The organism is Pseudoalteromonas sp. ABV4_021, from assembly GCF_056159365.1.
Genome location: NZ_JBSWVB010000001.1, coordinates 2008827 through 2025523 on the forward strand (window position 1 = coordinate 2008827; position 16697 = coordinate 2025523).

At 41.7% G+C, this 16697-nt stretch carries 13 protein-coding genes; 2 read left to right on the plus strand and 11 right to left on the minus strand.

From position 1 onward, the window contains the following. Nucleotides 1-25 precede the first annotated feature (25 nt). Entirely contained in the window at nt 26-748 is a 723-nt protein-coding gene (locus ACXAFE_RS09420; protein ID WP_475151694.1) for a UDP-2,3-diacylglucosamine diphosphatase, read from the plus strand. Between the two features lie 24 nt (nt 749-772). Here the strand turns inward: ACXAFE_RS09420 and miaE are convergent, their stop codons facing one another. Continuing rightward, on the minus strand, nt 773-1549 hold the full coding sequence (gene miaE / locus ACXAFE_RS09425; protein WP_475151696.1) for a tRNA isopentenyl-2-thiomethyl-A-37 hydroxylase MiaE: 777 nt from the start codon (nt 1547-1549) through the stop codon (nt 773-775). A gap of 262 nt (nt 1550-1811) precedes the next feature. On the opposite strand from miaE, the gene ACXAFE_RS09430 reads away from it, so the two are divergent. After that, on the plus strand, nt 1812-2414 hold the full coding sequence (locus ACXAFE_RS09430) for a Yip1 family protein (protein ID WP_010559663.1): 603 nt from the start codon (nt 1812-1814) through the stop codon (nt 2412-2414). Between the two features lie 92 nt (nt 2415-2506). Here ACXAFE_RS09430 and purF read toward each other — a convergent pair whose 3' ends face one another. The 10 genes from purF to fabB form a co-directional block, all read right to left on the minus strand. After that, nucleotides 2507-4027 carry an amidophosphoribosyltransferase gene (purF, locus tag ACXAFE_RS09435; RefSeq protein WP_475151698.1) on the minus strand — a complete coding sequence of 507 codons (1521 nt, stop codon included), beginning with the start codon at nt 4025-4027 and terminating at the stop codon, nt 2507-2509. A gap of 26 nt (nt 4028-4053) precedes the next feature. Continuing rightward, nucleotides 4054-4542, minus strand: a complete 489-nt coding sequence (locus ACXAFE_RS09440) for a CvpA family protein (protein ID WP_010559661.1) — start codon at nt 4540-4542, stop codon at nt 4054-4056. 60 nt (nt 4543-4602) lie between these two features. Further along, entirely contained in the window at nt 4603-5253 is a 651-nt protein-coding gene (locus ACXAFE_RS09445; RefSeq protein ID WP_475151701.1) for an SPOR domain-containing protein, read from the minus strand. Nucleotides 5254-5255: 2 nt separating this feature from the next. Then, nucleotides 5256-6524, minus strand: a complete 1269-nt coding sequence (gene folC / locus ACXAFE_RS09450) for a bifunctional tetrahydrofolate synthase/dihydrofolate synthase (protein ID WP_475151703.1) — start codon at nt 6522-6524, stop codon at nt 5256-5258. Between the two features lie 29 nt (nt 6525-6553). Continuing rightward, a complete protein-coding gene (accD, locus tag ACXAFE_RS09455; protein ID WP_010559658.1) occupies nt 6554-7429 on the minus strand; it encodes an acetyl-CoA carboxylase, carboxyltransferase subunit beta in 876 nt (291 codons plus the stop codon). A 131-nt stretch (nt 7430-7560) separates the two neighbouring features. Further along, complete coding sequence (gene truA / locus ACXAFE_RS09460; RefSeq protein ID WP_475151710.1) at nt 7561-8352, minus strand: tRNA pseudouridine(38-40) synthase TruA; 792 nt, start codon at nt 8350-8352, stop codon at nt 7561-7563. Between the two features lie 100 nt (nt 8353-8452). Beyond that, on the minus strand, nt 8453-12844 hold the full coding sequence (locus ACXAFE_RS09465) for a FimV/HubP family polar landmark protein (RefSeq protein ID WP_475151713.1): 4392 nt from the start codon (nt 12842-12844) through the stop codon (nt 8453-8455). Between the two features lie 321 nt (nt 12845-13165). Then, nucleotides 13166-14182 (minus strand): aspartate-semialdehyde dehydrogenase, encoded by a 1017-nt coding sequence (locus ACXAFE_RS09470; RefSeq protein ID WP_010559655.1) that lies wholly within the window; start codon nt 14180-14182, stop codon nt 13166-13168. 1 nt (nt 14183) lies between these two features. After that, nucleotides 14184-15311, minus strand: coding sequence for a 4-phosphoerythronate dehydrogenase (locus ACXAFE_RS09475; protein ID WP_475151716.1), 1128 nt, complete (start codon nt 15309-15311; stop codon nt 14184-14186). A gap of 116 nt (nt 15312-15427) precedes the next feature. Then, nucleotides 15428-16642 carry a beta-ketoacyl-ACP synthase I gene (gene fabB / locus ACXAFE_RS09480; RefSeq protein WP_010559653.1) on the minus strand — a complete coding sequence of 405 codons (1215 nt, stop codon included), beginning with the start codon at nt 16640-16642 and terminating at the stop codon, nt 15428-15430. Between the last annotated feature and the right edge of the window lie 55 nt (nt 16643-16697).

Genomic DNA, 16697 nt, shown 5'->3' on the forward strand with positions numbered 1-16697 from the left:
TAACCGAGGCAAATTCTTACCTACTATGAATAAAACCTACTTTATTGCAGATCTGCACTTAAGCGACGACACTTCCTTGATAAATCAAGGCTTTTTTAACTTTATAGATAACTTAAAGCAGAATGCAAAATCGGTAGATGCACTGTATATTTTGGGTGACTTTTTCGAAGCATGGATTGGCGATGACAATCATACAGCGCTCAATCAAAAAGTTGCTAATGAATTAAACGACTTGAGTCAGGCAGGGGTTAAACTTTATTTCACTCACGGTAATCGCGACTTTTTAATTAAAAAGCGCTACACCAAAGCCTGCAATATGACACTGCTACCAGAGCAAACTGTTATTGATTTATATGGTACGCCAACGCTAGTTTGCCATGGCGATGAGCTTTGCACTGACGATATCGAATACCAAAAATTTCGTAAAAAGAGTCGCTCTTGGTGGTGGCAAACATTAATGCTTAATTTACCGCTCAGTTTTCGCCAAAAAAAAGCGGCTAAGATTCGTGCGCACAGCAAACAATCAAAAAAAATGAAGTCACAGGCCATTATGGATGTTAACGAGCAAGCTGTGAGTGACACCTTTACTAAATTTAACGTCAGCCAGATGATCCACGGCCACACTCACCGCCCTAATGTGCATAAGTATGATAATAAAACGCGCTATGTACTTGGCGATTGGTATACTGATTTATGGTATATCGAGGCATCACAACAAGGCATTAAACTGATTAGTGAGCCTTTATAAAATGTAACACAATCAAAAAGAGCGCTAACTGCGCTCTTTTGGTTTTCCACTGTGAAATTTAAAATCATCATCCGGTGATGAAATAAGTTCGGCTTCTATTTCACCGAAAAACTTTACGCGACCGGAAATATCTTCTCCGGCAACTTGCTCTGCAAGGGCCAGATAATCTTCATAATGACGCGCTTCTGAGCGAAGCAAGGAAATATAGAACTTACACAGTTCATCATCTAAGTGTGGTGCGAGCTTGGCAAAACGCTCGCAAGAACGTGCCTCGATGTAAGCGCCACAAATCAGTTTATCTACTAAAATTGCAGGCTCGTGGGTACGCACATGAGTCATCATGCCTTTAGCGTAACGGCTTGCGGTGATATTTTCATAATCAATGCCACGAGCAACCATGATCTCTAATACTTGGTAAAAATGATGAAGCTCTTCTTTAATTAGCAATACCATTTTATCAATTAAGTCTTGACCAAAATTAGAGTCACTCTTTGGCACAATTTCTTTACTTAATTTGTAGTGTTCAGCCAAGGATTCAAGCGAACCTTCTTTTTTATAGACAAATTTCTCGTAAGGCTGAAACCATTCAAGTAAGGCTTCACCACTTTTTTTGTCTGCGGCATATTTACGAATTAACCACATAGCCGTTTGCCCTGCTTTTAATTCACAAATTAAATGATCGAGTAATAAAACAGGTAAGTTTTCTGCTTTTTTGGCTTCAGTAATCCATTCATCGGGGGTTTCGCACTGCAAAAACTGATAAATGGGTGCTAATAGTTCCTGATATTTCGCTAGACTCATATCTATGTTAGACAAAAATGAATAATAATTAATTTTATCATAACAACTTAAACTAAGTCTTGATTCTTCTTGCACCGCCTTTGCTTAGATTGATCTTTATCAGATTTCAAAAGCAACCCTAAATTATATTTCTTGACATTTTATTAACAATAACCAATAAGTAGTAGTGAGCTTGTTTAAAAAAACAACAAACGCTAAGTGATGAATTTGAAGTCAAAAACCACATTAGCCAATCCGTTTAGGGTAATACAAGGAACACAATATGATATTAAATCATCTTTGGGGCTTATATGCTCACCCAAAAGAAGAATGGCAAACAATTGATGCTCGCCACGAAAGCTTTGGGTACAGCATGTCACATATTTTACTGATTGCTTTAGTACCAAGCATTATGGGGTATTTTTCATCGGTTTACTTAGGCTGGAGTGTTGGCGTAGGCGACCGGATTTTCTTAACTGAATCAAGCGCAATGCTACTTGCGATATCAATGTACTTCGCCCTCATTGCCGGCGTATTTACACTCGCCTACCTAGCACATTGGATGGCAATTACGTTTGGTGCAGAGCCGAGTTATACGCAAACACTTGAGCTTGCCGCTTACACTTCAACACCTATTTTCATGTCGGCACTAGCGGCGGTGTATCCTGAGCTATGGTTTATCGTGATTGTGGGTTGTGGCGCGGTCGCTTACTCAGTTTACTTATTGTATACCGGCGTACCAATTTTAATGCACATTCCTGAAGAGCGAGGCTTTATTTACGCAAGTTCAGTAGTGACCTGCGGTTTAGTGTTACTGGTGATAATTCTTGCGGCAACCGCAATTATGTGGACATCGGGTTTTGGCCCTATGTTTACATCGGGCTAAGCCCAATAAATTCCTATTTCCAGCAAACTATATAGTTAATAAAAACAAAAAGGAGCTTTAAGCTCCTTTTTTATCGATTAACTTCTTAGAAATTATTCACTCGCATCTTGGTTATGAAGCTCTAAACCCGATGACATCGCTGATTCGCGACCAGATTTAGCCGCATCATTACGCAGTGCATCGATACGATTTAAGTAAGCTTGGTCAATATCACCTGTAACGTAGTTACCATCAAAAACAGATGTTTCGAAGTTGCTGATTTCAGGGTTTTCTTTGCTTACAGCACTAATAAGATCAGGCAGTGATTGATAAATTAGGCCATCTGCACCAATGCTTGCATTGATATCTTCAACTTCGCGACCATGCGCAATCAGTTCTTGCGCTGATGGCATATCAACACCATATACGTTAGGGAAACGAATTTCCGGTGCTGCTGATGCGAAATAAACATTCTTAGCGCCTGCTTCACGTGCCATTTCAACAATCTGTGCCGATGTTGTACCACGTACAATTGAGTCATCTACAAGTAATACGTTTTTACCTTTAAACTCTTGTGCGATGGCATTTAGCTTACGGCGAACCGATTTTTTACGCATTTCTTGACCAGGCATAATGAAAGTACGGCCAATGTAACGGTTTTTAACGAAGCCCTGACGATAAGGAAGCTCAAGTACGTTTGCCATTTCTAGTGCGATATCACACGAAGTTTCAGGAATTGGAATAACAACATCAATTTCTTTGTCAGCCCACTCGCGTTTTACTTTTTCACCTAGTTTAGTACCCATGTTTACACGTGCAGCGTAAACCGAGATTTTATCGATTGTCGAATCTGGACGTGCAAAGTATACAAATTCAAAAATACATGGGCTGTATGCTGCATTTTGTGCGCAATGTTGTGAATGCAGCTGACCGTCTTTTGATACAAAAATGGCTTCGCCTGGCGCAACATCACGAATAAATTCAAAACCACAAGCATCTAGCGCAACGCTTTCTGATGCAAACATGTACTCAACACCTTGCTCAGTTTCGCGTTTACCAAATACAAGTGGACGAATACCGTTAGCATCACGAAATGCAATCATACCGTGACCGATAATCATCGCAATTGACGCGTAACCACCTACAACTTTGCTATTTACCGTTGTTACTGCAGTGAATACATCTTCAGGCGATAGCTCAAGTTTATTCGGCTTGGCTAATTCGTGCGCTAGAATGTTAAGTAAAATTTCAGAGTCTGACGTCGTATTTACATGACGCATTGCTGTTTTAAATAAGTCTTCTTTTAACGCTTCTGCATTGGTTAAGTTGCCATTGTGCGCAAGCGCAATACCAAATGGCGAGTTTACGTAGAACGGCTGTGCTTCAGCTGAGCTTGAAGAACCTGCAGTTGGGTAACGAACATGACCAATACCCATATCGCCTTGTAAACGCTTCATATGGCGCGTGTGAAATACATCTTTCACTAGGCCATTGTCTTTACGTAAGCTAAAGGTGTTATTGTCAATGGTAATAATACCCGCCGCATCCTGACCACGGTGTTGTAAAACGGTTAAACCGTCATAAAGAGTTTGATTTACCGGGGTAGTTCCGACGATACCAACGATACCACACATGAGAAAAATCCTCGCCTGATAAGGGGTTATTGAGTTAAGAAGCTTGAATTATCTTCGAGGTATTCAAAAAACCATTCGATAATAAAGCTAAACTCTGGAATTAAACTTGAACTACTCCACCAGTCTTTACTTGGGGCACTGGTGAAAGCATCGAGAAAAAATAATAGTGCACTAATTATGAGCACGCCACGCAATGCGCCAAACACTAAACCAATAATTCGGTCTGTACCTGATAAACCTGTGCGCTGAACGAGTTCTCCAAGTACATAATTCACTAGACTGCCAACAATCAAGGTAGAGAAAAACAAGATTGCGATTGCAGCGCCATTACGTACTAGGGGTTCGGAGATAGTGTCAGCAAGGAAGACGGCGAGATGTTCATAAAACATGCTTGAGATAAAAAAGGCAGCGATCCAAACAGCAAGCGACATTGCTTCTTTAACAAAGCCGCGCATCAAACTTACTAAGGATGAAAGTCCGATGATACCCAAAATGGTGTAATCTACCCAGATCATATTAACCTGCCCTTTTATGTTTCGCGCGCATTTTATATAAGCTTACGCCTAATTGCCAGCTCAATTTGTGATTTCAAATTGCGTCACTCGGCCATTCAGCTTGGTTAATTTTTTCAATTGGGGTAATTGTGATTCTAATTTTTGCTTATCAAGCTCTGGCCCTACAAACACTTTTGTTAGTGTGCCTGATGGGGTTTTAATCGGTTTTGTAAATGCGGTAAAGCCCGCACCTTTAAGTTTCGCAAGTAACGATTCAACGTTCGCTTTATGAGAAAAACTACCTAATTGAATCACCCAAGCGAAATCCTCAAGATTACTTTTTTCAGGTCGTTTAACCGCAACTTTTGGTTCAACCTTAGCATCGTTCACCGTTGGTGTTTCACCTAAATCAACCGTTGCGACTTTCTTTTCTTCCGTAAACTCGGCTTCATTTTGCGCTTGTTCAACCAAATCACTATTGAATGGCGAATTTTCGCCTTCATCGATTGCGGCTTCTTCAATCACTGGCGTACTTGGCAATGACTCACGAGCCAACACTTGATCCGGTTCAGGATCTAAATCGATAGCTTTAAACTCTGGGCGTTCAGGTATATCTTTAAACGTTTCGCGTTTTTGTACTTTTTCGCCATCTAATATATTAGGAATAAATACAATCGCCGCTGTTACAACAATAACCGTACCCACTAAGCGATTGATAAATTGACTATTCACCTTTACTCCTTATTTTGCCAAAACGCGATTGCATCAGCCACAGTGTAGAATGAGCCAAATACAATTAGCAACTGATCTTCGGTCATATTTGCTAAAACCGATTGCAAGCCGCTTGCGACACTGTCATGAATTGTTGCGTTTGGCTTGTCCACTTCACTGTGTAATTGCTGTAATAAATTATCGGCTTTATCGCCTCTAAAGCACGTTAGATTAGCTAAATGCCATTGATCAATATTTGACTTAACCGCATTAAACACCGCTTTTTGGTCTTTGTCTTGCAGCATACCAGCAAGTGCAATAATCGTTTTGCCCTGTGCTTGAAATGTCGCTAATTTCGATGCTAAGTATCGTGCCGATTCAGGATTATGTGCAACATCCGCATACACCAACGGCTGTTCGCTCAAGCATTGAAAACGTCCTTCAACCGTAAGGTTAGCCAATACATCACAAATGGTGTTTTCATTTGGCAACAAACCTAGTGTGTAAAGCGTTGTAATTGCCGTTGCCACATTTTGCGATGGAATATTTGGTACCGGTAAAGACAAGGTTAAATCGCCATTTTGGTACGTTAGCAAATCAGCTGTCAGTGCAAACGAATAATCTTTCTGTGCCGCAGTTACCTGTGTGCCCAGCTCTTCTGCATATTGCCAAATGGAGTTTGGAATAGCCAAATCACCGACAATCGCAGGCGCATTAGCTCTGAAAACACCTGCTTTTTCGCGACCAACCAACTCACGTGTATCACCTAAGTATTCTTTATGGTCCAAATCGATGGTAGTAATAACAGAAGCGATGGGCTCAACAATGTTGGTAGCATCCAATCGCCCGCCTAAACCTACCTCTAATAAGATGTAGTCAGGCTTTTTCTGTTTAAATACTTCAAGTGCCGCCAGTGTGCCAAATTCAAAATAAGTCAGACTAATTTCACCACGCCCCTGCTCTAGCGCATGAAACGCTGCAACATGATCTTGGTCTGGTAATTCCGAACCATTAATACGTACACGTTCGTTATAACGAATTAAATGGGGTGATGCATAAGTGCCAACTGAATAACCTTGAGATAGTAATAAGGCTTCTAAACAACGTGCAGTTGTGCCTTTACCATTGGTACCTGCGATTAAAATAACATTAGGAAGTGCGGTATAACCGAGCTTTTCACCGACCTGGCGAACGCGCGTTAAACCCATATCAATGTTTGAAGGATGAATACTTTCTAAATAACAAAGCCAATCATCTAGACTCGATGATTGGCTTGGTACAACATGTGTCATAGTGCAATAAGTTGCTAAATCAGTTTAGATTATGCAATTCTATGCTCTTGTTCAGTTGACGGCAAGTGCATATATTTCGCAACTAGGCGTGCAATGGTGTCACGCATTTCACGACGGTCAACAATCATATCAATTGCGCCGTGCTCTAAAAGGAATTCAGAGCGCTGAAAACCTTCTGGTAACGTTTCACGTACTGTTTGCTCAATTACACGCGGACCAGCAAAACCAATTAGCGCTTTCGGCTCAGCAATATTGATATCACCTAGCATTGCTAATGATGCAGAAACACCACCCATAGTTGGGTCAGTAAGTACTGAAATAAACGGCAAGCCTTGCTCGCTCATTTTATCCAGTGCAGCACTGGTTTTTGCCATTTGCATTAGTGACATAAGGGCTTCTTGCATACGTGCACCACCTGATGCAGAGAAACAAATTAGCGGCATTTTATGCTCTAAGCATTTGTTAACTGCTTCAACAAAGCGCGCACCAACAACCGATGCCATTGAACCACCCATAAATGAGAATTCAAACGCCACAGCAGCAACCGGTACACCTTTTAAGCGGCCAGTCATGGCGACAAGTGCGTCTTTTTCGCCACTTACTTTTTGTGCGCTTGAAATACGGTCTGAGTATTTCTTTGAGTCTTTAAATTTTAAAACATCTTTTGGCTCAAACTCTTGGCCAAGCTCTAAACGCTCACCGTCATCTAAAAACTGCTCAAGACGTTTACGTGCTCCAATACGCATATGATGATCACATTTAGGGCAAACATGTTGTTGTTTTTCTAGTTCTGCCTTGTAAACGATCGTGTCACAATCACCACATTTAGCCCAAACACCTTCAGGAATTTCTTTACGACCCGTAGACTTGGTTGTTTTTGGTAAGATTTTTTCTAACCAGCTCATTTAAATCTCTCTCACTGCTATATCTGCTTTGAACTACACAGAAAATTTTTGCAATTAAAACACTAATCGTGCGACTAAGGTATAAAAAACTGGTCTAATATGTCGCTAAATTGTGTTAATTAATCGGTTTTTTATAAGCTATTTGGTAAAAATAGCGGCCCTGGATTCGATTTAGGTATTTCAAAATGTTCAGGATAATCCACTTCCACTAAATATAACCCACCAGGCTTTGCCGTTGCAGATGCCTGGGTGCGATCTTTAAGCGCTAATACTTCTTGCATCCACTCTGGTGGGTACTTGCCTTGGCCAATATCAATTAAACATCCGGCAATATTTCGCACCATGTGATGCACAAACGCATTGGCTTTAATATCAATCACAATAAAGTCGTTATAACGTTCAACATTTAAATGCATAATGTTTCGAAACGGCGTTTTTGATTGACAATGCACAGCGCGCACCGATGTAAAATCTTGCTCGCCCAACAAATAAGGCGCTGCTAACTGCATTTGTTTTACATCGAGTGGGTGGTGATAATGACTAAGACCGGAACGTAAAATGCCTGGTCGATAAGTACTGTTATATATAATGTAGCGATAGCGTCTTGCTGTTGCGCTATAACGCGCATGAAAGTCTTCACTTACTTGTTTTGCCCAGCGAATTGCAATGGCATCCGGTAAGTTGGCATTCACACCGAGCGTAAACGCCACCATGGCTCTGTCAGCGGTGGTGTCAAAATGCACTACCTGCCCTGTTCCATGTACACCAGCATCGGTTCTACCCGCACAAGTCACTTCTATTTTTTCGTTACAGATCTTTGAAAGCGCGTTTTCGAGCTCTTCTTGTACACTGTTTACGTGTTGTTGGCGCTGCCAACCACTGTACTGAGAACCATCATATTCTACGCCTAGAGCGACTCGCATGAACACTATTCCATGAATTTGAAAAACCCTAATTATACCGAGAGCTTGCCTTGATACCAAGTATAAAAAAGCCCGCTATGCGGGCTTTTTCAAATTAAACTTAAGACAGTTGCTGTTTTAATGCAAGCGCTTCGTCTTGTACTTCAGGCGGGCCGTCTTTGATCACTTCGTCAATAACTTTCAGCGCACTTTCTGAATCGTTAATTTCAAGGTATGCGCGGGCAAGGTCTAGTTTTGCAGAAAAGCCTTGGTTCTCGGTATCTACATCGAGCGAATCTTCCCCTGCCAGTAAATCGTCAAAATCACCTAAACCAACGTCCATATCAACATTTTGATAAGGCTCATTATCGGCATCTAAGTCATCACTTTCGTCAAGCAGATCATCAATATCTAGATAATCAGATTCGGCAGTATCAATCTCTTCTACTTCAAACGGTTGCGCTTCTGACTTTTCATCAAGCAAAGAATCAAAATCTAATTCAAAATCTTTCTGAGATTCACTAGAAATAGGCTCAGGCTCTGCTAATTCATTCAACAAGCTGTCAAAGTCAGTGCTCTCTAGCTCATCGATTAGCATATCATTGCTATTGTCTAAGTCACTACCTAACAAATCATCATCAAGTAAGTCGTCATTTTCTGATTCTGTCGCTGATAAATCTTCTGTTGTAATGACTTCATCATTAATTGCTTGCGCTTGTTCAATTTCTGGTAACGGTTGCTCGTTATCAAACACTGGCGCATCCAACTCTTCAAGCGCTTCATCCAGTTCAAGTTCTGGGTATTCATCAAGCGTTTGACTTGGCGTATCGGCGCGTAATTGTTCGTCACTTTCAAATTGCTCAGACAGACGCTCATCCTCAGCACCAAGATCGACATCAATTGCTAATGGATCATCACCAAAATCAACATTTTCTTCAGATAGAATGCTGTCGTCGATGCCAATATCAAGCGCGTCATTAAGATCATTCTCTAATTCATCGTCGCTTAACGATTCACCATCAGGAAAAGCCATATCTTCAAGCAATTGCTCTGGCTCAAGCGTATCCGTTACCTCATCACTTTCTACTGATTCAGTATGCTCAGCTATTTCAAGTGGCTCATCAAGCGCATCTAATAATGCATCGTCACCATCAAGTGCATCGAGTAACGCTTCATCTGCTGTTTGCACGTCAGATGCAGATTCATCAAGCATCGATAAATCATGCTCGGGCGTTTGCTCAGTTAAATTATCGAAGTTGTTAGCATCAATATCCGTTAAATCAGACTCAAGTGCGTCAATATCTTCTGAGGCTGTTGGCTCAATTGCATCAAGTTCATCGAACTCGTCTAACGCCTCTTCATTAGATACAGGTGAATCATCTAATGATTCTTCAAGTGACTCTTCAACTGATTCTTCTACAGGCTCGTCTAATTCTTCAGAGATGATTTCGTCTTCAAGGGCTGCAGCTTCATCGTTTACATCATCAACATCAATTTCAGCGATATCGGCATCACTTGATGCTTCATCAGATTCAAGCGCCTCTAACTCTTCCGCTTCAGGCTCAATCGCATCAAGTTCGTCTAATTCATCTAGTGTCTCTTCACTTGATTCAAGTGTGTCATCCAACGACTCTCCGAGTGAATTATCTAGTGACTCTTCAACTGATTCTTCTACAGGTTCGTCTAATTCTTCAGAGATGATTTCGTCTTCATGGGCTGCAGCTTCATCGTTTACATCATCAACATCAATTTCAGCGATATCGTTATCACTTGATGCTTCATCAGATTCAAGCGCCTCTAACTCTTCCGCTTCAGGCTCAATCGCATCAAGTTCGTCTAATTCATCTAGTGTCTCTTCACTTGATTCAAGGGTGTCATCCAACGACTCTCCGAGTGAATTATCTAGTGACTCTTCAACTGATTCTTCTATAGGCTCGTCTAACTCTTCAGAGATGATTTCCTCTTCAAGGGCAGCTACTTCAGCGTTTACATCATCAACATCAATTTCAGCGATATCAGCTTCACTAGACGCTTCATCAGATTCAAGCGCTTCTATTTCATCCGCTTCAGGCTCAATCGCATCAAGTTCATCTAGCGCCTCTTCACTTGATGCAAGTGAATCATCCAACGACTCTTCGAGTGCTTCATCTAGCGATTCTTCGAGTAATTCTTCTACTGGTTCGTCTAACTCTTCCGAGGTGATTTCATCTTCAAGGGCAGCTGCTTCCTCGTTTACATCATCAACATCAATTTCAGCTTCACTAGACGCTTCATCAGATTCAAGCGCTTCTATTTCATCCGCTTCAGGCTCAATCGCATCAAGTTCATCTAATTCATCTAGCGTCTCTTCACTCGATGCAAGTGAATCACCCAACGACTCTTCGAGTGCTTCATCTAGCGATTCTTCGAGTAATTCTTCTACTGGTTCGTCTAACTCTTCAGAGATTATTTCATCTTCAAGGGCAGCTGCTTCAGCGTTTACATCATCAACATCAATTTCAGTATCATTTGACTCTGTCGCATCTAATTCAGATTCTATTTCTCCACTTTGTTCAATTAGCTCATCGATGTCATCGAGTGCCGATGCATTATCACTTTCAGCTGTCTGCTCTAATAAGGCATCAATATCATCATCTGACTCAATAGCTTCTGTCGGCTGCGCAGCTTCGTCTAGCAATGCGTCAATATCATCAACATCGCTTGTATCTGCTTCGTCTGCAGGTTGTTCCTCTAACGTATCGACGGCAATGTCATCTGATTCAAGCGAATCTTCCAATTCATCTTCTGATGTGTCTGTATCTGCAATAGCTTCTGCAGCGGCTTGTTGCGCTGCTAAACGTTCTGCATCTGAGTTAGCCTCTTCGATTAATGCATCAAGATTGGTTAGGTCAGTATCATCAGCCTCAACCTCATTGATCATCGCATCAATATCATCCATATCTAATTGGATTTCAGGTTCTTTCTCTTCTTCGCTTTCTGTTACTTCAGACTCTAGCTCATCATTACTTAGCTCATCCATAATAGCATCGACATCAGCTACATCAGGCTCTTCCTGACTGAGCGGCTCTTGCTCTTCTGGAATATCTAGTTCAATTTCACTATCGCTTTCTGCTATTTCGTCAATCGCCACATCATCACTATCAGCGCCAGTGTCAAAATCTTGCGCTAGAATCGCATCAATATCGTCAGCACCTGCTAATTCGTCGTCTGCGCTATCATTATTTAAATCTGGCACGAGATCATCTGAATCACTTTCATCTAACAAGTCATCATCAAGCGCATCACCAAGTAAACCATCAAGCTCGTCTTGATCTAACAGCGTGTTAGTTTCTTCAAGCGCTGGCTCTTCATCTTCGTAGAGCAAGTCTTCAGGCTCGCCCAGTGTGTCGTCTAGATCATCATCAAGTGCAACAACATCATCGTCTAATGCATCGTCAAAGCTTTGATCAAGTACATCATCAAATGGGTCGTCTAACCCTTCATCTAAACCTGAACTTAAATCATCGTCAACTGTGTTATCTGCCAGAACATCATCTAATCCATCACTTAAATCATCATCTAAGGTATCGTTTACGATAGGGTCTGGCACCTTTGACATTGGCGTGTCAAAAATGGGTTCTTCTTCAGGTTCTACTTTGTTCGCACGCGATTTAAACCAATAAATTGCGCCGCCAACAATTAAAAATCCAGGAATAAGTGCAAGCACTACTAACAGCAGTGGGTTATTAGTCAAATTTTGTAAACTAAACGATTCCGCCTCAGCGTTAGCCTTGGCTTCTTGTTCTGCAAGAATGCGATGCTGGTCAGCAAGTAGCGCTTTTAATTCGTCTAGCGTTTGTCTATCGCTATCTAATTGGCCGCGAATATGCTCAAGTTCAGTTGATAGGCTGGTAACTTGTTTTTTCAGGTTTTCATTTTCGTTAAGAATTGCCTCAACGTTATCAACCGATGATTTAAATTCGTCTTTAAGCTGCTCTAACTTCTCATTTTGCGCTTCTTTTGCCTGCTTAATTTCGTCACTCAGTTCTTTTTTAGCAACGATTACATCTTCTTTTTTAGCTTGCTCTGCTTGCTTTGCAACAACGTCGATTTCGGTTTGAGTAAGTTCGCCTTTAACCTTTTTATCCCAAAGTTTGTCATCTAGCTCTGAACGCTCTTGAGCAAAGCCTGCATTAATGCTTCGGATTTCCCGCATTGATGGCATTGCTAAGTAAGCGCCAGGGCGCAAGTGATTAATATTATTATCGAGGAAAGAATTGGGGTTTTTCTGATAAATCGCTTGCATTACCTGATAAATCGTAACCGAGTTATCAGGTCTTAATTTTGTTGCGATGCGCCATAGCGTGTCTGAATCGCGGATTGGCCCATAGCGTTTCCCCTGTTCACCGATATCTACGTTTTTCGGTCCGCGGATGCGAGTGCTGTCGGCAAAAAGGTCAAATGATAGGGTCGATGCACCTAGCAACACTGCCGAAAATAAAATAATCGCTTTTGAAGAAAAGAAGCTGCGCATGGGTTTCCTTTAATATTAACTCTGAGAAGTTTATATGTTCTTGAACACGGTGCTCGAACATCAAACTTATGCAAAGTTTGCACCATTTTTATAGTTTCTTAGCTGTAACAGCTTAAAATAGTGCGACTCTTTTTATAATTTTCAGCGTAAAACTATAAACCAGAAAACACTGAATATCCATTAATTAGCATTAGTAAAGTAACTGGCGGGATTACATTATCTCAGTATTTGAACATGCCGCTTTAAACTGAAACTCAATAAGTTACGAATAATGCCAAACAATTACGGTGGTATAATTGTTTGGCATCAAAGAATTGACAATTATAGGTATTGTTCGATTAGCAACTCTGCGATTTGCACACTATTTGTTGCCGCACCTTTACGTGTGTTATCAGATACAACCCACAGATTTAATCCGTGAGGATGGCTAATATCTTGACGTACACGGCCAACATAGACCGCGTCATTGCCGCTCGCATCTGTCACTGGTGTTGGGTAGTCTTGCTCATCTTCGATATATTCTACGCCCGGTGCATCGTTTAATAGCTGCTTCACATGTTCAACATCTACCGGCATACGCGTTTCTAGGTGAATTGCTTCTGCATGACCATAAAATACAGGCACGCGCACAGCGGTTGGGTTAACCATTACACTGCTATCGCCGAATATTTTCTGCGTTTCCCACACCATTTTCATCTCTTCACGGGTGTAGCCGTTATCTTCAAACGAATCAATTTGTGGGATCACATTAAACGCGATTTGCTTAGGAAATACGTCGTTTTCAAGTGGACGCGCGTTCATTAGATTTGCTGTTTGTTTTGCTAACTCATCTACCGCTTTTTTACCACCACCTGAAACAGACTGGTAAGTCGTTACGTTAATACGATCAATACCATAGGCATCATAAATCGGCTTTAGTGCTACCATCATTTGAATAGTTGAACAATTCGGGTTAGCAATAATATTACGATTTCTAAAGTCACTCAGCGCTTCAGGGTTAACCTCAGGCACAACTAACGGCACATCGTAGTCGTAACGAAAATGTGAGGTATTGTCGATAACCACACACCCTGCTTCTGCTGCAATTGGTGCGTATTTTTCCGAAACGCTGCCACCCGCTGAGAACAGGGCTATATGGGCATTAGCAAAGTCAAAAGTCTCAACATCAATCACTTCAATGTCTTCGCCTGCGAACTTAATATCTTCGCCGGCACTGCGCTCTGATGCCAATAAGTACAGCGTATCAATTGGAAACTTACGCTCTTCTAGTGTTTCGATAATTTGACGGCCTACTAGGCCCGTTGCACCTAAAACGGCAACATTGAATTTTTGTGACATGTTATTCCTCAATCACGTTAAAGCCCAGCTGGCTTAAACGTTTTGCATTTGCAGTTGAACTGCATTTTACCGTTAAAGTGCTAAATTCGCGACGTCCCGGATAGTTTTTTCTTAAACTATCGAATCCTTCGCTATTTAAGCCGTTTTTTAATAAGCCATAATCGCGGCGCGCATCATACACGCTATGCACTAACTGACAAATATTTGCATCGCAAAACGTAGCGCCTAAATGTACCGCCATAAACTCAGGTTGAGGGAGAAAATCTGCCATTTTGTGCGTTATTGGTTTACCGAGTTGCTGACAAACTGCTTGATACAACATATCGGTCCCCCCAGCTTTACCCTCGAGACTGTGACCGGCAATATGCACCGAGCCAATGCGTGTGTATGGTAGTAAGGCTTGCTCAATACTCGGTTCATTCTCCCAGACATCCAGTACTAACGATAATCCACCGCCCGCTTGCATAAAGTTGAGCAATGCCAAGTTATCAATGACATCACCGCGACATGAGTTCACCACAATCGCATTTGATTTTAACTTGGCTAAATTACCTTGATTAAGTAGATGTTTTGTTTTGTGAATGCCTTCTTTTACTAATGGCACATGAAAGCTCAAGATATCAGCTTCATCAATCACCTTATCAAGTGACACACCTTCACTTAGTTCGCCTGCAGCTTGCTTTGGCGGATCGCACAAAAGTAGCTTACAGCCCAAAGCTTCAAGTTTAACCGCAAGGCGGCTACCAATATTGCCTACCCCAATAATGCCAACCGTTTTATTGCGTAAGCTAAAATCATCTTCTTGCGCAAGCGCCAGCAGGCTCGACACCACGTATTCAGCAACCGCCGTTGCGTTACAACCCGGTGCGCTGGAGAACGCGATACCTTTTTGCTGTAACAGCGTTTGATCAACGTGATCTGTGCCTATGGTTGCAGTGCCAACAAATTTCAGTTTGTTTGCATGCACTAATAAATTGGCATCAACTTTGGTAATTGAACGTACTAATAGAATATCAGTATCAATAAGTTGTTGGGGATCTAGCTCACGACCGGCAAATCGAGTGATTTCACCGAATTCTGAAAAAAACTCTTCGACCAAAGGCATATTTTGGTCTGCAAGAATGCGCATAGTTGTCCTATTGAGGCGAACGGGAGATGCGCTATTTTAACGGGAATAAAAAAGCCACTCAATCACTTAAGTGGCTTTTCTTAGATTCATTTAGCGATAACTAAAACATTCGCTAATTAACCCTTGTACTTTTGCATTACAAGCGTTGCGTTTGTACCGCCAAAACCGAAGCTGTTTGACATCACAGTGTTAAGCTCGGTTTCACGCGCTTCTTTTACGATATCTAAACCTTCAGCTTGCTCATCTAATTCATCGATGTTGATAGATGGTGCAACAAAGTTATTTTGTAGCATTAGAATTGAGTAAATCGCTTCGTGTACGCCAGCGGCGCCCAGAGCGTGACCTGTCATCGCTTTTGTCGCGCTGATTGCAGGTGATTTACCACCAAACACTTCTTGAATTGCGCCAAGCTCTTTTACATCGCCTACCGGTGTTGATGTACCGTGCGTGTTTAGGTAATCCACTTCACCTTCAACTGTTGCAAGCGCCTGTTGCATACAACGAACTGCGCCTTCACCTGATGGTGCAACCATGTCGTAACCGTCTGACGTTGCACCGTAACCTACAATTTCACCGTAGATTTTCGCACCGCGCGCAAGCGCGTGCTCTAATTCTTCAACAACAACGATACCGCCACCACCAGAAATAACAAAACCATCACGATTTGCGTCATAAGTGCGTGAAGCAAGCTCAGGAGTTTCATTATACTTCGTTGATAATGCACCCATCGCGTCAAATTCCATTGCTAATGTCCAGTGAAGTTCTTCACCGCCACCAGCAAAAATAACATCTTGCTTGCCTAACTGAATTTGCTCAACCGCGTTACCAATACAGTGTGCTGACGTTGCACATGCTGAGCTGATTGAGTAGTTAACACCTTTAATTTTGAACGGTGTTGCTAAACATGCTGAAGTAGTTGATGCCATCGTACGCGGTACCATGTATGGACCTACGCGCTTAACGCCTTTTTCACGAAGAATATCAGCAGCTTCAACTTGATACTTAGATGAACCACCACCTGAACCTACAATAATGCCCGTACGCGGGTTAGAAACTTGCTCTTCATTTAAGCCAGCATCTTCAATTGCTTGTTGCATTGAGATATATGAATACGCTGCTGCGTCACCCATAAAACGGAATGCTTTACGATCAACATGCTCTTTCGGGTCAAGATCAATGCTACCGCTCACGTTTGAACGTAATTTTAAATCTGCAAACTCTTGATTGAATGTGATGCCTGAACGGCCTGCTTTTAATGATTCAAGTACTTCTTCTTGATTATTACCGATACTTGAAACAATACCGATACCCGTAATTACGGCTCTTTTCATGGATAAACCTTTTCTACAAAGATAATTGTGCTCTATTCTACGTGTTATTTACAAA